The organism is Streptomyces sp. NRRL WC-3618, from assembly GCF_001280005.1.
Taxonomy (GTDB): Bacteria; Actinomycetota; Actinomycetes; order Streptomycetales; family Streptomycetaceae; genus Streptomyces.
In genome coordinates, this window is the sequence record NZ_LGDW01000092.1 from 1 (window position 1) to 16,413 (window position 16,413).

Genomic DNA, 16,413 nt, shown 5'->3' on the forward strand with positions numbered 1-16,413 from the left:
GGATGCCGACACTCCGATGGATGGCGGGTATTGGTATCGCAATCTGCGTCAGACGGTCCTGTTCGAGCAGGCCACGCGCGGTCTGCTCGCTGAGGGGCATGGGCTGTTCCTGGAGATGAGCCCGCATCCGGTCCTCACCGTCCCGGTGCAGGAGACCATCGACGCCACGCCGCACGCGAGCGCGGCCGCCCTCGGCTCCCTGCGCCGCGACGAGGGCGGCCCGGACCGTCTCGCCGCGTCCTTCGCCGAGGCCCACACGCACGGCGCCGAACTCGACTGGAAGGCCCTCTTCCCCGGCGCCCGCACCACCGTCGACCTGCCCACGTACGCCTTCCAGCGCCAGCGCTACTGGCCCGCGCCCGCCGCCCCCGGAACGGGCGACGTCACGGCCGTCGGCATCGAGTCCGCAGGACATCCGCTGCTCGGCGCCAGCGTGGAACTCGCCGACGCCGACCAGTACGTCCTCACGGGCCGCCTCACCCGCCGCACCCACGGCTGGCTCGCCGACCACGCGGTGGGCGACACCGTGCTGCTGCCCGGCACCGCGTACCTCGAGATGGCCCTGCGCGCCGGCGACGAGGTCGGCTGCGATCTCGTCGACGAACTGACGCTGCACGCGCCGCTCGTCGTCGCCGAGGACGACACCGTCGTCCTCCAGGTGTGGGTCGGCGCCCCCGACGCGGGCGGACGGCGTCCGCTCACCGTGTCCTCGCGGACGCAGGGCGCCCCCGACGCTCTCTGGACGCGGCACGCCACCGGCACCCTCGGTGCCACGGGCGGCGCGCACGCGTCCGCGGACGACGACGGGGCGCTGACCGTCTGGCCGCCCGAGGGCGCCGAAGCCGTGGACACCGAAGGGCTCTACGAGCGGCTCGCCGAGGGCGGGCTCGCCTACGGACCGGCGTTCCAGGGGTTGAGCGCCGCCTGGCGGGACCCTGCGGGCGACGCCGTCTACGCCGAGGTGCACCTGCCCGAGAGTGAACACCGGGACGCCCGCGCGTTCGGCGTGCACCCGGCGCTCCTCGACGCCGCCCTGCACGCCGTGGCCCTCCTGCCCTTCGCGGAGGCCGACGGGGTGCGGCTGCCGTTCGCCTGGAGTGGGGTCACCCTGACCGCGCAGGGCGCGACCGTCCTGCGGGTCCGTTTGCGGCCCGCCGGCACCGGCGGCGTGGAGCTGCTGTTCGCCGACGACACCGGCGCGACGGTCGCCCGCGCCGACTCCCTCGAGCTGCGCCCGGTCGCCCCGGACGACCTGAGGGCCGCCTCCGACAGTGGCCACCGGGACGCGCTGTTCCGCGTGGAGTGGACGCCGGTGCCCGCGGGCGCTGCCGAGGTGGCGGGCGCGACCTGGGCGACGGTCGGGCCCGACCCCCTGGACGTGGGGGCCGAACTCGCCGCGTCCGGCGCCCAGATGGCTGCGTACGCCGATGCCGACGCGCTGTACGCGGCGCTCGACGCCGGGGCCGACGTCCCGACGACACTGTTCGTGACCTTCGCGCAAGGGGACGGGGGCCACGGGGGCCAGCTGGAGCCCGAGGCCACCGCCGAGCAGGCCCGCGCCGCCCTGGCCCAGGCCCTCGGCCTGCTCCAGACCTGGCAGTCCGACGCACGCCTTGCCGCCCTCCGCCTGGTCCTCCTGACGCGCGGTGCGGTGGCCGCCACCGACGGCGACGCCCCCGACCTCGCCCACGCCCCGCTCTGGGGCCTGGCCCGCTCGGCCCAGTCCGAGCAGGCGGGCGGACCGCACGGCGCCGGGTGTGTGCTGGTCGACCTGGACCATGCGGAGGGGCCGTTCGCGGCAGACGTGCTCCTCGCCGGACTGGCCATGGACGAACCGCAGTTGGCGGTACGTGAGGGGGCTCTCCTCGTACCCCGACTCGTGCCCGCCACGGTCCCGGCCACCGTTCCGGCCGCCCCCGCGGCCACCGACCAGGACAGCAACACCACCACCCCCAACCCCGACGGCACCACCCTCATCACCGGCGCGACCGGCACCCTGGGTGCCCTCGTTGCCCGCCACCTGGTGGCCGAGCACGGCGCCCGGCACCTGCTCTTGACCAGTCGCCGGGGCCAAGCCGCCCCGGGGGCCGCCGAGCTCGTCTCCGAACTGGCGGCGCTCGGCGCAGAGGCCCGCGTCGTCGCCTGCGACGCGGCGGACCGCGAGGAGTTGGCCGCGGCCCTCGCCACGATCCCGGCGGCGCACCCGCTGACCGCCGTCGTACACACCGCCGGAGTCCTGGACGACGCCCTGGTCGCCTCCCTGACGCCCGAGCGCGTGGACGCGGTGCTGCGGCCGAAGCTGGACGCGGCCCTCAACCTCGCCGAGCTGACGGCCGGGCACGACCTGGCGGAGTTCGTCCTGTTCTCCTCGGCCGCCGCCACCTTCGGCAGCCCCGGACAGGGCAACTACGCGGCGGCCAACGCCTTCCTCGACGCCTTCGCGCACCACCTGCGCGCACGGGGCGTACCGGCGACGGCGCTCGCCTGGGGCCTGTGGGCCGAGAGCAGCGAGATGACCGGCCACCTCGACGAGGCCCGCCGCACCCGGATCTCACGCGGTGGCGTCCTGCCGCTGTCCTCGGCGGAGGGCATCGCCCTCTTCGACACCGCCCGCTCCTCGGGCGCCCCGCTGCTGCTGCCCGTACGGCTGGACACGGCGGCCCTGCGCGCGGGCGCACGGCGGGGAGAGGCCGTGCCGCCGCTGCTGCGACGCCTGGTGCGGGTCTCCGCCCGGCGGGCCGCCGTCGGCGCCGCGGCCTCGGAAGCGGAGGCGTTCGCGCGCCGCCTGGCGGCCGCGTCCGGCGCCGAGCGCGCGGATCTGCTCCTCGCGCTGGTACGGGACCAGGCCGCGGCCGTACTCGGCCTCGCCTCCGCAGACCGGGTCGAGGACGAACGCGGCTTCCTGGAGCTCGGCTTCGACTCCCTGACCGGTGTCGAACTGCGCAACCGCCTCATGGCCGCCACCGGCCTGCGGCTCCCGGCGACCCTGGTCTTCCAGAACCCCACGCCGAGGTTGCTCGCCGAACGGATCGCCGCCGACCTGGACCAGGCCGCACCCGGGGCGGCCCGGGACGCGGCGTCGCCGCGCGAGCGGGTGACGGCGGCCGGACAGCCGGAGCGCACCCCGAGGACCGGGGCGCCGCAGACGGCGGACCAGCAGCCCACGGCCCCGCAGCAGTCCGAAGCCGCACGCCGGCACTCCCCGGAACCGGGCGCGGCCACCACGGCCACGCCCCCGGCGCCCGACCCCCGCCCGGCCACCGGCCTCGCCGAACTGTACGACGAGGCCGCGCGCCAGGGCCGAGCCGACGACCTGATCCCGCTCCTGCGGACCATGGCGCAGTTCCGCGCCTCCTTCAGCGAGGACGAACTGGGCGCGCCGCGCGCCCCGTTCACGCTGGCCCGGGGCGACGACCCGGTCGGCGTGGTGCTCTTCACGTCGTTCGTCGGCCGCTCCAGCGCGTACGACTACGCCCGCTTCGGCGCGTACTTCCGCGGCCGGCGCGATGTCAGTGTCATCACCCAACCCGGCTTCTTGGAGGGCGAGTTGCTGCCCGCCGACAAGGAGGCGCTGGTGCGGCTGCACGCGGACACCGTGCAGCGGAGCGCCGGCGGCAAGCCGTTCGTGCTCGCCGGTCACTCCTCCGGCGGGCTCGTCGCGCACGCCGTGGCACGGGAGTTGGAGCGCCGCGGCGCCGGGCCCGCGGGCGTGGTGCTCGTCGACACGTACGTCGAGGAGAAGGCGCTCGGCGACATGGCCGCCGCGATGGGGCAGCAGCTCAGCGACCGCTACGACTCGGTGCTCGGGGCTGAGACCGGCGACAACGACAACGACTGGGGCGACGCCTGGGTGACCGCCATGGCCCGCTACATGTTCCTCGGCCTGTTGCCCGACGCCATCGAGGCGCCGACCCTCCTCGTCCGGGCGGGCGAACCGCTCGTGGAGTGGACCAAGGAGTACGACTGGCGGCCGTCCTGGAAGCTGGAGCACACCGCGGTGGACGTGCCCGGAACGCACTTCACGGTGATGGAGGAGCACTCGCACACCACGGCCCGCGCCGTGGAGGAGTGGCTGGACAAACTCTGACACCCGGCGCGACCACACGCAGCACGACGGCCCCGTCCCCACATGGTGTGGGGGCGGGGCCGTCCGCGTGGTGCGACGCCGATGAAGCGTCAGGGCAAGGCGCCGAAGCGTCAGGACAAGTGCCCGTAGTCCTTCCAGATATCCGACCACGGCTTCGTCCGGCCGTCGAGAATCCACACGGGAACGCCGTCGACGAAGCTCTCGCCGGGGCCGCCCGCGGCCGTCGCCGCCTTCTTCACCGAAGAGAAGTACGGCTTGAGCTTCGCCACGTCCGAGCCCACGTACAGGACGGGCCCGGAGGAGTCGGAGGGCGCGCCGAAGTACCAGTAGCCGCGGTGGCCGCTGTAGGCGGGCGGCAGGTCGCGGTCGGGGCCGAAGTGGTCGACGGCGCCCGCCTCCTGGTAGTACTGCGTGACCACCACGGCACGCTTCCGCTCGGCAGCGGGCAGCGACCGGTTCGCCTTGTCGACCGCGTCGATCAGCTTCGGCCAGCGCAGCGTCTCGGCGGTCATCGGGTTGTTCTTGGGCTGCTCGGTCTTCGTGACCTGCGACACCGGATACACGGGCAGCGAAAGGGCCACCGCCACCAGCGCCGTCAGCGCGACGACCGGCCACGCGGCCAGCCACCGCCACCAGCGGGCACCGCCCCCGCGCGCCAGCTCGACCGCGCCCGCGGCCCACAGCGGCGCGAAGGCGCCCGCGACGTACGCGGGCCGGCCGCCGGTGACCAGGAACACGGCCGTCAGACCGAGGAACGTCCAGGCCAGGAACTGGTACGGCGCGAGCTGCGGCGAGCGGAGCAGCCGTACCAGGCCGTAGACCAGGACGACGGTGAACACGCCGCCGGACAGCACGATCAGGTACGGCAGGAAGCCCGCCCGGCCGCCGAGGATGCCCTCGTCGGCGAGGACGGAGGACATCTCCAGCTGCGGCCAGTCGTACTGCGCCTGCCAGATGAGGCCGGGCAGCGAGGTGACCAGGGCGACGGCCGCGCCGATCCACAGCGCCCTGCGGCGCAGCAGCTCACGCGGCCCGATGACGAACAGGCAGACGGCGAGCACGGCCCAGAAGCCGACGATCAGATACTTGCCCTGCAGCGCCAGAGCCGTGGCAAGCCCGGCGAACAGCAGCAGCCGGTCCTCACGGGTGCGCACCCAGCGCACCAGGAGCCAGTTCACCAGCGTCCACAGGAACAGGTCGACGGCCATCGTGGACAGCGCGTGCCCGCTGATCAGTACCGCGGGTGCGAAGCCGTAGGCGGCGGCCGTGAGGAGCTGCGCGCGGCGCTCCCCGCCGAACTCGCGGGCGATGAGCGCGGCGACGAGCACGCCCGCCACCGTGAGCAGCACGGGAAGCAGCCGCAGCGCGAACAGTGAGCCGCCGGTCACTGCGTCGATGCCGTGGGCGAGCAGCGGAAGCAGCACCGGCTGGTCGGCGTACCCCCAGCTCAAGTGCTTTCCGGCGCCCAGGAAGTAGAGCTCGTCGCCCTGGAATCCGTACCGCGTGCTCACCAGGAGCAGCGCCAGACCGGACGTGCCCGCGACCGCGCCGACCCAGCGCCCGGCGAAGGGCGGTGGCGCGGAGCCTTCCGGTGGCCCCGCCGTATCGGAGCCTTCCGGTGGCCGCGCCCTTTCCGTTGATTGAGGGTTTTCCTCCTGTTGGACTGCCGTCGCTCCCAGGCTTTCCTTATTCTGTTCCTGATCCGGTACTTGACCGGGTTCCGTCCGAACTCCCACCGGGGCCTCCGCGGATTATGCGGTACATGGCGTAAACACCATCGAAGGTAGCGCTAGGCACAGCCCGTCAGCTGGCCCCTGAGAGCGGCAAGTTGACTGCTCAGGGGCTGCTAGGGGGAAGATAGGGGTTCTGCTGCTCAGGCGGTCTCCCTAGCTTCTACTGTAGGTCCTCGGCGACTTGAGGCGGTGGGAGAAATGCTCGACCTTAACGTCCTTATCGTGCCCGAAGATTCTCAGAACTGGGAAAGGGGGCGGCTTTGATGACACCCAACATATTCACGGGGGATTCGGCACGTACCTTCGCTGAATTCGAGCAGGACACCTTGCGGGTCGCGATGGTCCTGCGCGCGGAGGGCATCGGCCCTGGTGACCGGGTGCTGCTCAAGGCCGGCAACTCGGCGGCCTGGCTGAACGCGTTCTTCGCGCTGATGCACGTCGGTGCCTCCATCGTGCTCGTCGACCAGCAGGAGCACGCGCGCGAGACCGCGCGGATCGTGGAACGCACCCGCGCCAAGCTCTGTCTGTACGACGACGACGCCCCCGTGCCGACCGAGACCCGCGACGCCGTCTACCTGTACAAGCTGCTCGTCGAGGCGTCCGGCCTCGTTCCCACCGAGCCGGCCCTCGACTTCGACGCGTGGTGCGCGCTGCCGGACGGCCTGATCATGTGGTCCTCCGGCTCCACCGGCACCCCCAAGGGCGTAGTGAAGAACGGCGGCCGCTTCCTGGAGAACCTGCGGCGCAACGCCGACCACATGGGCCACGGCCCCGGCGACGTCCTGCTGCCGCTGCTGCCCTTCGCCCATCAGTACGGCCTGTCCATGGTCCTGATCGCCTGGCTCGCCGAATGCTCCCTGATCGTCGCGCCGCACCGGCGGCTCGACCGGTCGCTGCTCATGGGCGGCCAGTGCGGCGTGACCGTCATCGACGCGACCCCGGCGACCTACCGCAGCATGCTCAACCTCGCTCGGCGCCAGCCCGACGTGCGCGCCGCCCTGGGCAACGTACGCATGTTCTGCAGCGGCGCCGCGCCGCTTGATCCGGCGCTGTCCGACGAATACGTCGAGTCCTTCGGTAAGCCGCTGCTCGACAGCTACGGCAGCACCGAACTGGGCAACATCGCCTTCGCCACCATCGACAACCCGGTCGCCTGCGGCCGGGTCATGAAGGGCCTGGAGCTGACGGTCCAGGACGACGACGGCAACGTCCTCGCGGCGGGGGAGATGGGCGAACTCGTCGTCGACACCCCCGACATGATGGCCGGCTATCTCGCCGAGGACGGCACCCTGGCGCCGGTCGAGCAGGGCTGGTACCGCACCGGTGACCTCGGTCACGTCGACGCGGACGGCAACCTCTTCGTGGCCGGCCGCAAGCTCGCCGTGCACCGCATGGGATACACGCTCTACCCGGAGATCATCGAGCGGAGGGCCGCCGTGGCGGGCTGTGCCGTCAAGGTGGTGGCCCTGCCCGACGACGCCCGCGGCTGCGAACTCGTCTTCTTCGTCGAGGACCCCTCGGGACGGGACGCCGCCGAGTGGCGCGCCCGCATCAAGGACGCCCTGCCCTCGTACGAGCACCCCAACCGGGTCGTCGTCATCGACAGCTTCCCCCTCAACCGCAACGGCAAGCCCGACCGGCGCGCCCTGGAACAGCGGGCGGCCGAACGGGCCACGGCGGAGCTCGCCGCCTCCGCCTGAGACCCCCGGGTGCGGCCCCGTTCGCGTACGACTGCCCGCTGCGCGAACGGTCGGCCGCTCCCGGGAAACCGGCGCACCGACCGTGTGCCCCAGAACCACCAGAGCCACCCGACGGACCAGACAGAGCGGACATGATGACGATCGACCAGGCACGCAGCGCCGTGGTGTTTCCGGGCATGGGGCCCTCGCGCTTCACCGACGTGGGCAAGTTCATGATGATCGACCCCTTCGTGCGCAAGCGCCTCGCCGCCGCGGACGACGCCCTTGGCCGTTCGGTCCTGGACGAATTCCGCACCGCTGGAACGGACTTCGGGGCGTTCGCCCAGGTCGCCTTCTTCATCAACTCGGTGGCCCTGGCCGACCGGGCCGTCGAGACCCAGGGCCTCGCCCCTGATGTCTGCGTCGGCTTCAGCTTCGGCCAGAAGGCCGCGACCACGTTCAGCGGCGCCCTGCCGTTCGCCGAGGCCGTCCGCTTAACCCATGAACTCGCCCTGTGCGAGCAGCGCTTCTTCGAGGAGGAGCACCAGGACCTGGTGACGCTCACCGTCACCCGGGTGCCCCGGGCCGCGCTCGACGAGGTCCTCGGCGAGCTGGCCGAGCGCGGTGAGTTCCACGAGGTATCCGGCCACCTCGATGAGGGCATGCACATGATCACGATGCGCGAGCAGGTCCTGGAGTCCGTCCAGCGCCGCATCAGCGCTGTCGGCGGCTACTCGCTGTACTCGATGAAGCCGCCCGCGCACTGCCGGGTCCTCACCGGCCTGCGGGCCCGCGTCGAGGAGGAGGTGCTCGCCAAGTTCGATGTCGCCGACCCCGAACTGCCGGTGGTCGCCGACCACGACGGGTCCCTGATCACCCGCGCCGACCAGCTGCGCACCCTGCTCCTCGACACCTTCGACCACCCGGTCCGCTGGCACCCGGTCGTGGACACCCTGCGCGACATGGGCGTGCGTACGGTCCACGTCACCGGACCCGACCGGCTCATCCACCGCCTCGACGTCACCACCCGCTCCTTCGACGTGGTGGCACTGGGACCGGAGCAGGCCCTCCGGCCCTCCAGGACCACCTCTCGCAAGGAGCAGTGATGGCCACGCTCATGGACAGCAAGTCGGCCGGGTTCGCGTTCAGTGCCAAGCTAGGCGCGACCCGCGCGATCCTGCGCGCCTTCGGCGTTTTCGGCGACCCCTTCACCCGCCTGCTCCAGGGGCAGGAGGACCCGTATCCGCTGTACGCGAAGGTCCGCCGGCGCGGCCCCATCCACCGCAGCCACCTCGGCGCCTGGGTCACCGGCAGCCACGAGCTCGGCAGCCAGATCCTGCGGGACCGCTCGCTGTTCCTCAACCGTGAGCAGGGCGGCGTGCCCGGCCACGAGATGATGGACGAGATCCCCTGGAACAGCTCCATCCTCGGCCTCGACCCGCCCGATCACACCCGCCTGCGCCGCCTCGCACAGCCCGCCTTCGGCCCCCGCATGATCAGTAAGTACCGGGTCCAGGTGGAGAAGCTGTGCCACGGCCTGCTCGACCAGCTGTCCGCCCGCGACGGCTTCGACCTCATCGAGGACTTCGCCGGGCCGCTGCCCCTGTTGGTGATCGGCGAACTCCTCGGCGTGCCTGAGGAGTATCACGACCGGTTCATCCACGCCGGACGCAAGGTCGGGCCCGTCATCGACGGCGTCAAGTCCCTGAAGATGGCACGCGAGTTCCGCGGCGCCGTCGACGACCTCGACCAGGTCTTCACCGAACTGATCGCGCTGCGCGCCGACGAGCCCGGCGACGACCTCATCAGCCGCCTCACCGTGGCGAACGGCGAGGGCAAGCTGAGCACCGAGGAACTGCTCGCCTTCTGTACGGTCCTCGCGGTCACCGGTTTCGAGACCACCACCAACCTCATCGGCAACGCCGTCCTCGCCATGACCGGCGACCGCGCCCAGTGGGACCTGCTGCGTGACGACCCGGACCTCGCGCCGCGCGCCGTCGAGGAGACCCTGCGCTACGACTCGCCCGCCCTGCAGGCCCAGCGCGTCCCGCACCAGGACATCGCGCTGGAAGGCCACCACATCCGCGCCGGCAGCTCCGTGGTCGTCCTGATCGGCGCGGCCAACCGCGATCCCGAGGTGTACGACGAGCCCGACCGCTTCGACCTGACCCGCGAGAACCCGGCCGAGCACCTGTCGTTCTCCGGCGGCATCCACTACTGCATCGGCGCCCCGCTGGCCCGCATGGAGGGCGAGACCGCGCTGCGTGTCCTCGCCGAGCGGCTGCCCGACCTGCGGGTCGCCGGGCAGGTGCGGCGCCGCAGCTCGCCGGTGATCAGCGGCTGTACGCGGCTGCCCGTGACCGGCACCCCCGCGTGACCGAAGCGGGCGAAGTCCGCTTCCCGCTCAAGTGACCCCCGCGCACCGCGCGCACACGACGAAGGCGGGCCTCCGGCCCGCCTTCGTTCCGTTCGCCGTCCCGCGACGGCGGCCGGATGCCCCGACATACCGACGTACCGGCTCCCCGACGACCATGGATGGAACCCCGTCATGACGACAGCCGACCTGTGGCTCCGCAGCTACCACCCCACGCCCGACGCCGCCGCCCGTCTCGTCTGCTTCCCGCACGCGGGTGGTTCGGCCAGCTTCTACTTCCCCGTCTCGGCCGCCCTCAGCCCGGTCGCGGACGTGGTCGCCGTGCAGTACCCGGGCCGGCAGGACCGCCACACCGAGAAGGGCATCGAGACCGTCGCCGAGCTGGCGGACCGCATCGCCGAGGTACTGCGCTCGAACACCTCGCTGCCGCTGACCTTCTTCGGGCACAGCATGGGCGCCGTGCTCGCCTTCGAGGTGGCCCGCCGCCTGGAGCGGACCGGCCGGGCCCCGGCGCACGTCTTCGCCTCCGGCCGCCGCGCCCCCTCCAGCCACCGCCCCGAGAACGTCCACCAGCGTGACGACGACGGCGTCATCGCCGAGATGCGCAAGCTCAGCGGCACCGACCCGCGGATCCTCGGCGACGACGAGGTGCTGCGCATGGTGCTGCCCGCCATCCGCAGCGACTACACCGCCATCGAGAACTACCGGGCCGATCCCGGCGCGCAGATCGGCAGCCCCATCACCGTCCTGGTCGGCGACGACGACCCGCGCACGACCCTCGACGAGGCGCGCGCCTGGGAGCCGCACACCCTGGGCACCTTCGACATGAAGATCTTCTCCGGCGGCCACTTCTACCTGACCGACCACGCCCCCGACGTCATCGCGATCCTCAAGGCGCACTTCACCTCGTAGCTTTCGCGGGCATGAAAAAACCCGGTGGCCGGTTCCGGGGGAGAACCGGCCACCGGGAATCTGTGTCCCCTGCGGCAGCAGGGGAGGCAAAGCACCCGGGGGAGGGGGATTTTGTTGTGCAGTTGTGTACGGCTGTCGTGCTAGAGATCTTCAATGGCTGAGGTTACGGCGGTTGAAAGTCGAGGCCGGTTTTGGCGATGAGGCCGGGTCGGTACTGCATCCGTTTGAGCCGGGTCCTCACCAGCGCGGTGAGCTGGTCGAGGCTGTGTTTGGTGAGGTTGGCCAGGGACTGTTTCAGGTGCGACCAGACGCCCTCGACCGGGTTGAACTCCGGTGCGTAGGGCGGTAGTTGGTAGACGGTCAGCCATAATCGGGAGTCGACCCGCTGCCGCATGGTACGGCTGACGTGCGTGTTCAAGTTGTCCCGGACCAGCACGATCGGGCCGCCGAGCTGCTGGTGTGCCGCCTCGAGCGGGCGGGCGTAGTAGGTCTCGGTGAAGCCCTTGCGCCGCCCTTTCGCGGGACCGCGATCCAGGTGGATGCGGTAGATCAGCCGCGACCGGTGGCCAGACTTGGTGCAGATCAGGGCCGCCATCGAGACCCGTTTGGTACCCGCGGCGGTGACGCGCACGACGGGCGTGTGGCCTCGTCGGCCCCAGGTTCGGCCTTTGGGCGGCCTCAGCCCCTGGCCGGCTTCGTCCTCGAAGCAGAGCCAGGCGCCCAGGTCCACCGCCGTCTTTTGTGACGGGCCACTGCTCGTCCTTCCAGGCGGCGATCTTCGCCTCGTCGCCCTCGGTGGCCTTGCGGGAGGGGACCCGCACGCTCCAGCCGATACGGTGCGGCAGCAGGTCCATCCCGGCCAGGGTGTATTCGACGCCGAACCGGCGGCGCACGACCTCGGCGATCCTCGCCAGAGTCCAGCACTGGTCCGGCCAGCCGGCCGCGGCCGGGCTGGCGTCCAACACCGCCTCGAGCACGCGCAACTGCCCCGTATCGAGCTTGCAGCGGGCACCGCCGGGACCCTTGGAGACCAGAGCCTGCCGCCCACCCGAAGCCAACGCCCGCCGCCAGCGGTTCGCCGACATCCGAGTCACCCTGAACCGCCGGGCCACCTCCCGGTCACTGACCCCGACCTCGATCAGATCCGCAGCCGCCGACCCGACCCGCTCACGCCGAACCCGCTCCTCAGCCGTCAGCCCTCCGCCATCGGGATACCTCATCCCTCCGGCATAGCGCGACCCGCGACAGCGGTCACGACCCCACGTAGCACACCCTTGAAGATCTCTAGTGGTGTGCGGCCTTACGGGAACGTGAACTCGCACAGAACGCGAGGATGACGAGACCCACTGCACCGATCGCAAGGCTCACCCACGAGGGAGTGTCATCGCCCAGCAATGCCGTGACACCGAATTTTGTGTCCCAAATGCGCTCGGTCAGGAATGAACCGAATCCCTGAACCGCCAGCACGATGCCGACCCACAGCATGTCGCTCCTCAAAATTTCTGTCCGGGTGAGCAGTCTTGTGCTTCCCGCTCTGCCAACAACGACCATTCAACCGGTGCGGACCCAAGGCCGGGCAGAGGGAAACGTAGGTACCACTACCGACGAAAGTAGTGCCCGCGTACGGCGTTCCCCCTCTCGTGGACCTGGTGCGCCGCGCCGCACAGGTGAACGGCCCCGGCGGCCCGCACGCCGCACGGACCTCGCGAAAGCCGCTAAGAGGGAGTTAAAGTCCCAGGTCAAACGCGAGATTCCGGGTCTGGCCGCGCAACGCATTAAGCTCTCAAACGGCCCGCTGACCGCGAAGCCGACATGTACGGGGGTGGGCTTGTCGTGCAGCCAGCCAGGACGGCCGGAGAACAGCAGCCCGAGGCGTCCCCGGAGACGCCCGCCCAGCACTCTGCCCAGGCCTTCGGTCAACCCTCCCCACGCTCGGCCAAACGGTCCCGCGAGTGCCCCTCGCTGCGCCCCACCTCCTCCGACCTCGTTCTCCTCACCGTCCTGATCACGCTGAACGTCGTCGTGACCGTGTGGAACGAGACCCACCGCGAGGGCCATCCGCGGTTTGGGCCGTGGGCGGGGTTGGGGTTGCAGGTGGTTGTGGTGGTGGTGTTGGCGGTGCGGCGGGTGTGGCCGTTGGTGGTGTTGGGTGCGGAGGTGGTTGTGGTGGTGGTGTTGGCGGTGCGGCGGGTGTGGCCGTTGGTGGTGTTGGGTGCGGCGACGGCGTCGGCGGTGTTGATGTCGTTGTCGGTGTGGTGGGTGCCGGGGTTGTTGGTGACGCCGGTGGACGGGTCGGGGGTGTGGGTGCCGTTGGCTGCGCCTTTTGCGGCGTATTCGGCGGTGGTGTATTCGTCGCGGCCGCGGGGTGCGTGGGTGTTGACGGGTGTGTTGACGCTGGTGGCGACGCGGTTGTGGGAGTTGTCGTTCGCGGTGGCGGCGTCGGGGGTGTTGTTGACGGCGGTGCCGGCGTTGTTGGGGATGTATGTGGCGGCGCGGCGGGGGTTGATTGTGGCGTTGACGGAGCGGGCTGAGCGGGCGGAGCGGGAGCAGTTTTTGTTGGCGGAGCGGGCGCGGGCGGAGGAGCGGGTGCGTCTTGCGGGGGAGATGCATGATGTGGTGACGCATCGGGTGTCTTTGATGGTGTTGCAGGCGGGGGCGTTGCGGGTGGTGTCGTCGGATGAGCGGGTGCGGGCGGAGGCGGAGGGGTTGCGGGCTGCGGGGTGTCAGGCGTTGGAGGAGCTCAGGGATTTGGTGGGGGTGCTCAGGTCGCCGGAGAGTGCGGTGGGGTTGATGGGGTCGGGTGTGGGTGGTTCGGGTTCTGGTGTGGGGGTGGGTGATTGGGGGTTGTCGGTGTTGGTGGAGGAGTGTCGGGCGGTGGGGGTTGAGGTGGAGTTGAGTGAGTCGGGGGATCGTTCGGCGTCGTCTCCGGTGGTGGCGCGGACGGCGTATCGGATTGTGCAGGAGGCGTTGACGAATGTGCGGAAGCATGCGCCGGGGAGTGGGGTGCGGGTGGAGGTGCGGTATGAGGCGGATCGGGTGCGGTTGAGGGTGCGGAATTCGGCGCCGACGGCGGTGGTGGACCGGGAGTTGGCGTCGTCTGGTTCGGGGAGTGGGTTGAAGGGGTTGCGGCAGCGGGTCGAGCTGGTCGGGGGGACCTTCGAGTCCGGACCACGCCCCGACGGCGGATTCGGTCGGGGGGACCTTCGAGTCCGGACCACGCCCCGACGGCGGATTCTGCGTCGAATCCGTACTGCCCACGTACGTACCGACGACGGTGACCTGGATCCGGGCGGACGGCGCGTCGGCACCGGCGGCCCGGGCCTTCAACGAGTAGGCCGGAGCGCGGTACGCAGGCAGACAAGTGGAGCGTGAACAGACAGGTGGGGCCGAAACGATATGTTTCGGCCCCACCTGTCTGTTCACCACCCGCGCGTCCGCCCACGTGCGCAGTACCCCGCCACCGGGGCCCGCGGCCCTCAGCGGGTGATGAGCCCCGCGTCGTACGCCAGCAGCCCCGCCTGCGTTCTGTTGGTGCACTCCAGCTTCACGAGCATGCGCGACACATAGCCCTTGACCGTCGCCTCGCTGAGGAACAGCTTCGTGGCGATCTGGGCGTTGGACAGGCCCTCACCGAGGCAGGTGAGGACGTCCGTCTCGCGTTCGGTGAGCTTGCCGACCAGTGCTTTGGCCCGCTCGCGCGCCGCGCTCTCGTCGGACGAGGCGCCGACGATGCGGCGCATGGCGACGGGCGAGAGGACGGTGTGGCCGTCGGCGGCCACGCGGACGAGCCCGATCAGGTGCTCGGGCGGAGTCGACTTCACAAGAAATCCACTGGCCCCACTGCGCAGCGCCCGCATCACATACTGATCGGCGTCAAATGTGGTGAGCGCCACCACCTTTGGCGGCTGGTCGAGTTTCATGATGCATTCGATCGCCGTGAGGCCGTCCACGCCTGGCATCCGCAAATCCATGAGGACGAGATCGGGGCGGTGCCGTATCACGGCCTCGACCGCGGCGGCACCGTCGTGGGCCGCGTCGACGACTTCGATATCGTCGGCCGAACCGAGAATCGTTCTCAAATGCGCGCAGACCATGGGTTCGTCATCAACAACCAGCACCTTTACGACTTCATTACCCATGTCGACAGCTTATCCACAGGGGTGTTGCATAGTCCCGGCGGTAGGGGAGTTTCAGGTCACAGTGGTGTGACGCCTACTGAGTGTGCCGTTCTCGCACGCAACGAAGCTCCAGCTGGAGCGGGTGACCTCTCAAGTCGCCCTGCCGAACCTGAGCTTCGATGTGCCGTCAGCCTGCCAGTGTCTGTCTGATCAAGTCTCCCTCGCGGCAGTACCGTGCCCTTGCAGGATGGCCGCAGCGGCTGGCCACGCCGGCTGCCCCCGCCGCCGACGGGGGAAGCGTCACCCGTTCGTGAGTGTGCTGCTGGTCGCTTGCTCGTCCGTGCCCACCGGGGCCCGTTCATTCGCCGCGATCGGCCAGTAGGGCCAGCGCCCCGCAGGGCACCCTCGCCCGGCTCGGCACCCGCATCACGAGCGTGTTCAACGTTCGTGTCGCGCCGAGCGCGGAGACCATCCGCCGGGTCCTGAACGCCGTCTGTTCCGGCGGGCTCGCCGATCTGCTCGGCGCCGACCCGGCCGGAGCCGACACCCTTGCAGTGGACGGCAAGAGCGCCCGCGGCTCACACACCGCCGACGTGCCGGCCGCCCATCTGCTGGCCGCGATGACCGGTACGGGTCAGACAGTCACGCACCTGAGAGTGCCGGACAAGACCAACGAGATCACCTACTTCGCCGCCCGGCTGGAGCCGTTCGACCTGACCGGAGTGACAGTGACCGCCGACGCCCTGCACACCCAGAGCGATCACGCCCGGTTCCTGGTCGAGCACAAGAAAGCCCACTACCTGCTGTTGATCAAGGCCAACCACCCCGGACTGTTCCGGCAGTTGCGGTCGCTGCCCTGGAAACAGGCGACCGCCCGGCGCTACGACCGCGAGGTTGGGCACGGCCGCAAAGAGACTCGGGCGACCAGGGCACCAACCATTACCGATCTCGGCCTGGACTTCCCTCACGCGGTGCAGGCCTCGAGGATCCTGCGCCACCGCACCGACCTGCACTCGGGAAGATGACACGCCAGACCGTCTACGCGCTCACCGATCTCACCACCCGCCAGGCATCCCCCAGCGGCTCGGTCAACTGGCCCGCCCACAATGGACGATCGAGAACCGGCTGCATTTCGTCCGCGACGCCACTTTCAGCGAAGACGCCTCCAAGATCCGCACCGGCCACGGTCCCGACAACATGGCCACCCTCCGCAGCTTCGCGATCAACCAGCTACGAACAGCGGGCCACACCAACATCGCCGCCGCCATCCGAGAGATGTCCTACCAGCCCTCCACCGCCCGCGGGACCTACTCGGCCTGACCTGACCAGCAACGATCCGAGATCGTCAGACTTTGCAACAGCCCTGAGTCTATCCCTGAGGCGCTTTCATCGGCAGTACGGATTCGACGCGGAATCCGCCGTCGGGGCGTGGTCCGGACTCGAAGGTCCCCCCGACCAGCTCGACCCGCTGCCGCAACCCCTTCAACCCACTCCCCGAACCAGACGACGC

The 16,413-nt window shown here is 70.6% G+C and carries 12 protein-coding genes; 8 read left to right on the forward strand and 4 right to left on the reverse strand.

Going from position 1 to position 16,413, the window contains the following annotated elements; genetic code table 11:
• The first annotated feature begins 16 nt into the window (after positions 1–16).
• A complete protein-coding gene (locus tag ADL01_RS11905) occupies positions 17–4,087 on the forward strand; it encodes a type I polyketide synthase (RefSeq protein ID WP_053741920.1) in 4,071 nt (1,356 codons plus the stop codon).
• Positions 4,088–4,197: 110 nt separating this feature from the next.
• Here ADL01_RS11905 and ADL01_RS11910 read toward each other — a convergent pair whose 3' ends face one another.
• Positions 4,198–5,598 (reverse strand): ArnT family glycosyltransferase, encoded by a 1,401-nt coding sequence (locus ADL01_RS11910; protein ID WP_199834806.1) that lies wholly within the window; start codon positions 5,596–5,598, stop codon positions 4,198–4,200.
• Positions 5,599–6,083: 485 nt separating this feature from the next.
• On the opposite strand from ADL01_RS11910, the gene ADL01_RS11915 reads away from it, so the two are divergent.
• The 4 genes from ADL01_RS11915 (at position 6,084) to ADL01_RS11930 (ending at position 10,785) form a co-directional block, all read left to right on the forward strand.
• Positions 6,084–7,520, forward strand: a complete 1,437-nt coding sequence (locus ADL01_RS11915; RefSeq protein WP_053741921.1) for a class I adenylate-forming enzyme family protein — start codon at positions 6,084–6,086, stop codon at positions 7,518–7,520.
• Between the two features lie 131 nt (positions 7,521–7,651).
• The gene (locus tag ADL01_RS11920) at positions 7,652–8,605 is read left to right on the forward strand and encodes an ACP S-malonyltransferase (RefSeq protein ID WP_053741922.1); all 954 of its coding nucleotides are present in this window, start codon (positions 7,652–7,654) and stop codon (positions 8,603–8,605) included.
• Positions 8,605–9,876, forward strand: a complete 1,272-nt coding sequence (locus ADL01_RS11925; RefSeq protein WP_063783505.1) for a cytochrome P450 — start codon at positions 8,605–8,607, stop codon at positions 9,874–9,876. The genes ADL01_RS11920 and ADL01_RS11925 overlap by 1 nt, the downstream gene beginning before the upstream one ends.
• A gap of 171 nt (positions 9,877–10,047) precedes the next feature.
• Positions 10,048–10,785 (forward strand): thioesterase II family protein, encoded by a 738-nt coding sequence (locus ADL01_RS11930; RefSeq protein WP_053741923.1) that lies wholly within the window; start codon positions 10,048–10,050, stop codon positions 10,783–10,785.
• 163 nt (positions 10,786–10,948) lie between these two features.
• Here ADL01_RS11930 and ADL01_RS47740 read toward each other — a convergent pair.
• Positions 10,949–12,005, reverse strand: a protein-coding gene (locus ADL01_RS47740) for an IS630 family transposase (protein WP_420719709.1) whose coding sequence is annotated in 2 segments (ribosomal slippage) — positions 10,949–11,528 and positions 11,527–12,005 — 1,059 coding nt in all. Because the reading frame shifts where the segments join, the coding sequence is not laid out codon by codon here.
• Between the two features lie 64 nt (positions 12,006–12,069).
• Positions 12,070–12,270, reverse strand: coding sequence for a hypothetical protein (locus tag ADL01_RS41765; RefSeq protein WP_078960468.1), 201 nt, complete (start codon positions 12,268–12,270; stop codon positions 12,070–12,072).
• Positions 12,271–12,618: 348 nt separating this feature from the next.
• On the opposite strand from ADL01_RS41765, the gene ADL01_RS11940 reads away from it, so the two are divergent.
• Positions 12,619–14,157, forward strand: coding sequence for a sensor histidine kinase (locus tag ADL01_RS11940; RefSeq protein WP_159049507.1), 1,539 nt, complete (start codon positions 12,619–12,621; stop codon positions 14,155–14,157).
• A 104-nt stretch (positions 14,158–14,261) separates the two neighbouring features.
• Here the strand turns inward: ADL01_RS11940 and ADL01_RS11945 are convergent, their stop codons facing one another.
• A complete protein-coding gene (locus tag ADL01_RS11945; protein ID WP_053741925.1) occupies positions 14,262–14,924 on the reverse strand; it encodes a response regulator transcription factor in 663 nt (220 codons plus the stop codon).
• A 413-nt stretch (positions 14,925–15,337) separates the two neighbouring features.
• Here ADL01_RS11945 and ADL01_RS41770 point away from each other — a divergent pair, with 413 nt between their 5' ends.
• Together ADL01_RS41770 and ADL01_RS47225 are read left to right on the forward strand one after the other, a co-directional pair.
• Entirely contained in the window at positions 15,338–15,928 is a 591-nt protein-coding gene (locus ADL01_RS41770) for an ISAs1 family transposase (RefSeq protein WP_053741926.1), read from the forward strand.
• 172 nt (positions 15,929–16,100) lie between these two features.
• Entirely contained in the window at positions 16,101–16,223 is a 123-nt protein-coding gene (locus ADL01_RS47225) for a hypothetical protein (RefSeq protein ID WP_267889915.1), read from the forward strand.
• Positions 16,224–16,413: the final 190 nt, after the last annotated feature.

Bases quoted from the DNA above. Each gene is read 5' to 3' on its own strand.
- ADL01_RS11905 (WP_053741920.1), top strand. From the start codon at position 17: ATGGATGGCGGGTATTGGTATCGCAATCTGCGTCAGACGGTCCTGTTC.
- ADL01_RS11915 (WP_053741921.1), top strand. From the start codon at position 6,084: ATGACACCCAACATATTCACGGGGGATTCGGCACGTACCTTCGCTGAA.
- ADL01_RS11920 (WP_053741922.1), top strand. From the start codon at position 7,652: ATGATGACGATCGACCAGGCACGCAGCGCCGTGGTGTTTCCGGGCATG.
- ADL01_RS11925 (WP_063783505.1), top strand. From the start codon at position 8,605: ATGGCCACGCTCATGGACAGCAAGTCGGCCGGGTTCGCGTTCAGTGCC.
- ADL01_RS11930 (WP_053741923.1), top strand. From the start codon at position 10,048: ATGACGACAGCCGACCTGTGGCTCCGCAGCTACCACCCCACGCCCGAC.
- ADL01_RS41765 (WP_078960468.1), bottom strand. From the start codon at position 12,270: ATGCTGTGGGTCGGCATCGTGCTGGCGGTTCAGGGATTCGGTTCATTC.
- ADL01_RS11945 (WP_053741925.1), bottom strand. From the start codon at position 14,924: ATGGGTAATGAAGTCGTAAAGGTGCTGGTTGTTGATGACGAACCCATG.
- ADL01_RS47225 (WP_267889915.1), top strand. From the start codon at position 16,101: ATGGCCACCCTCCGCAGCTTCGCGATCAACCAGCTACGAACAGCGGGC.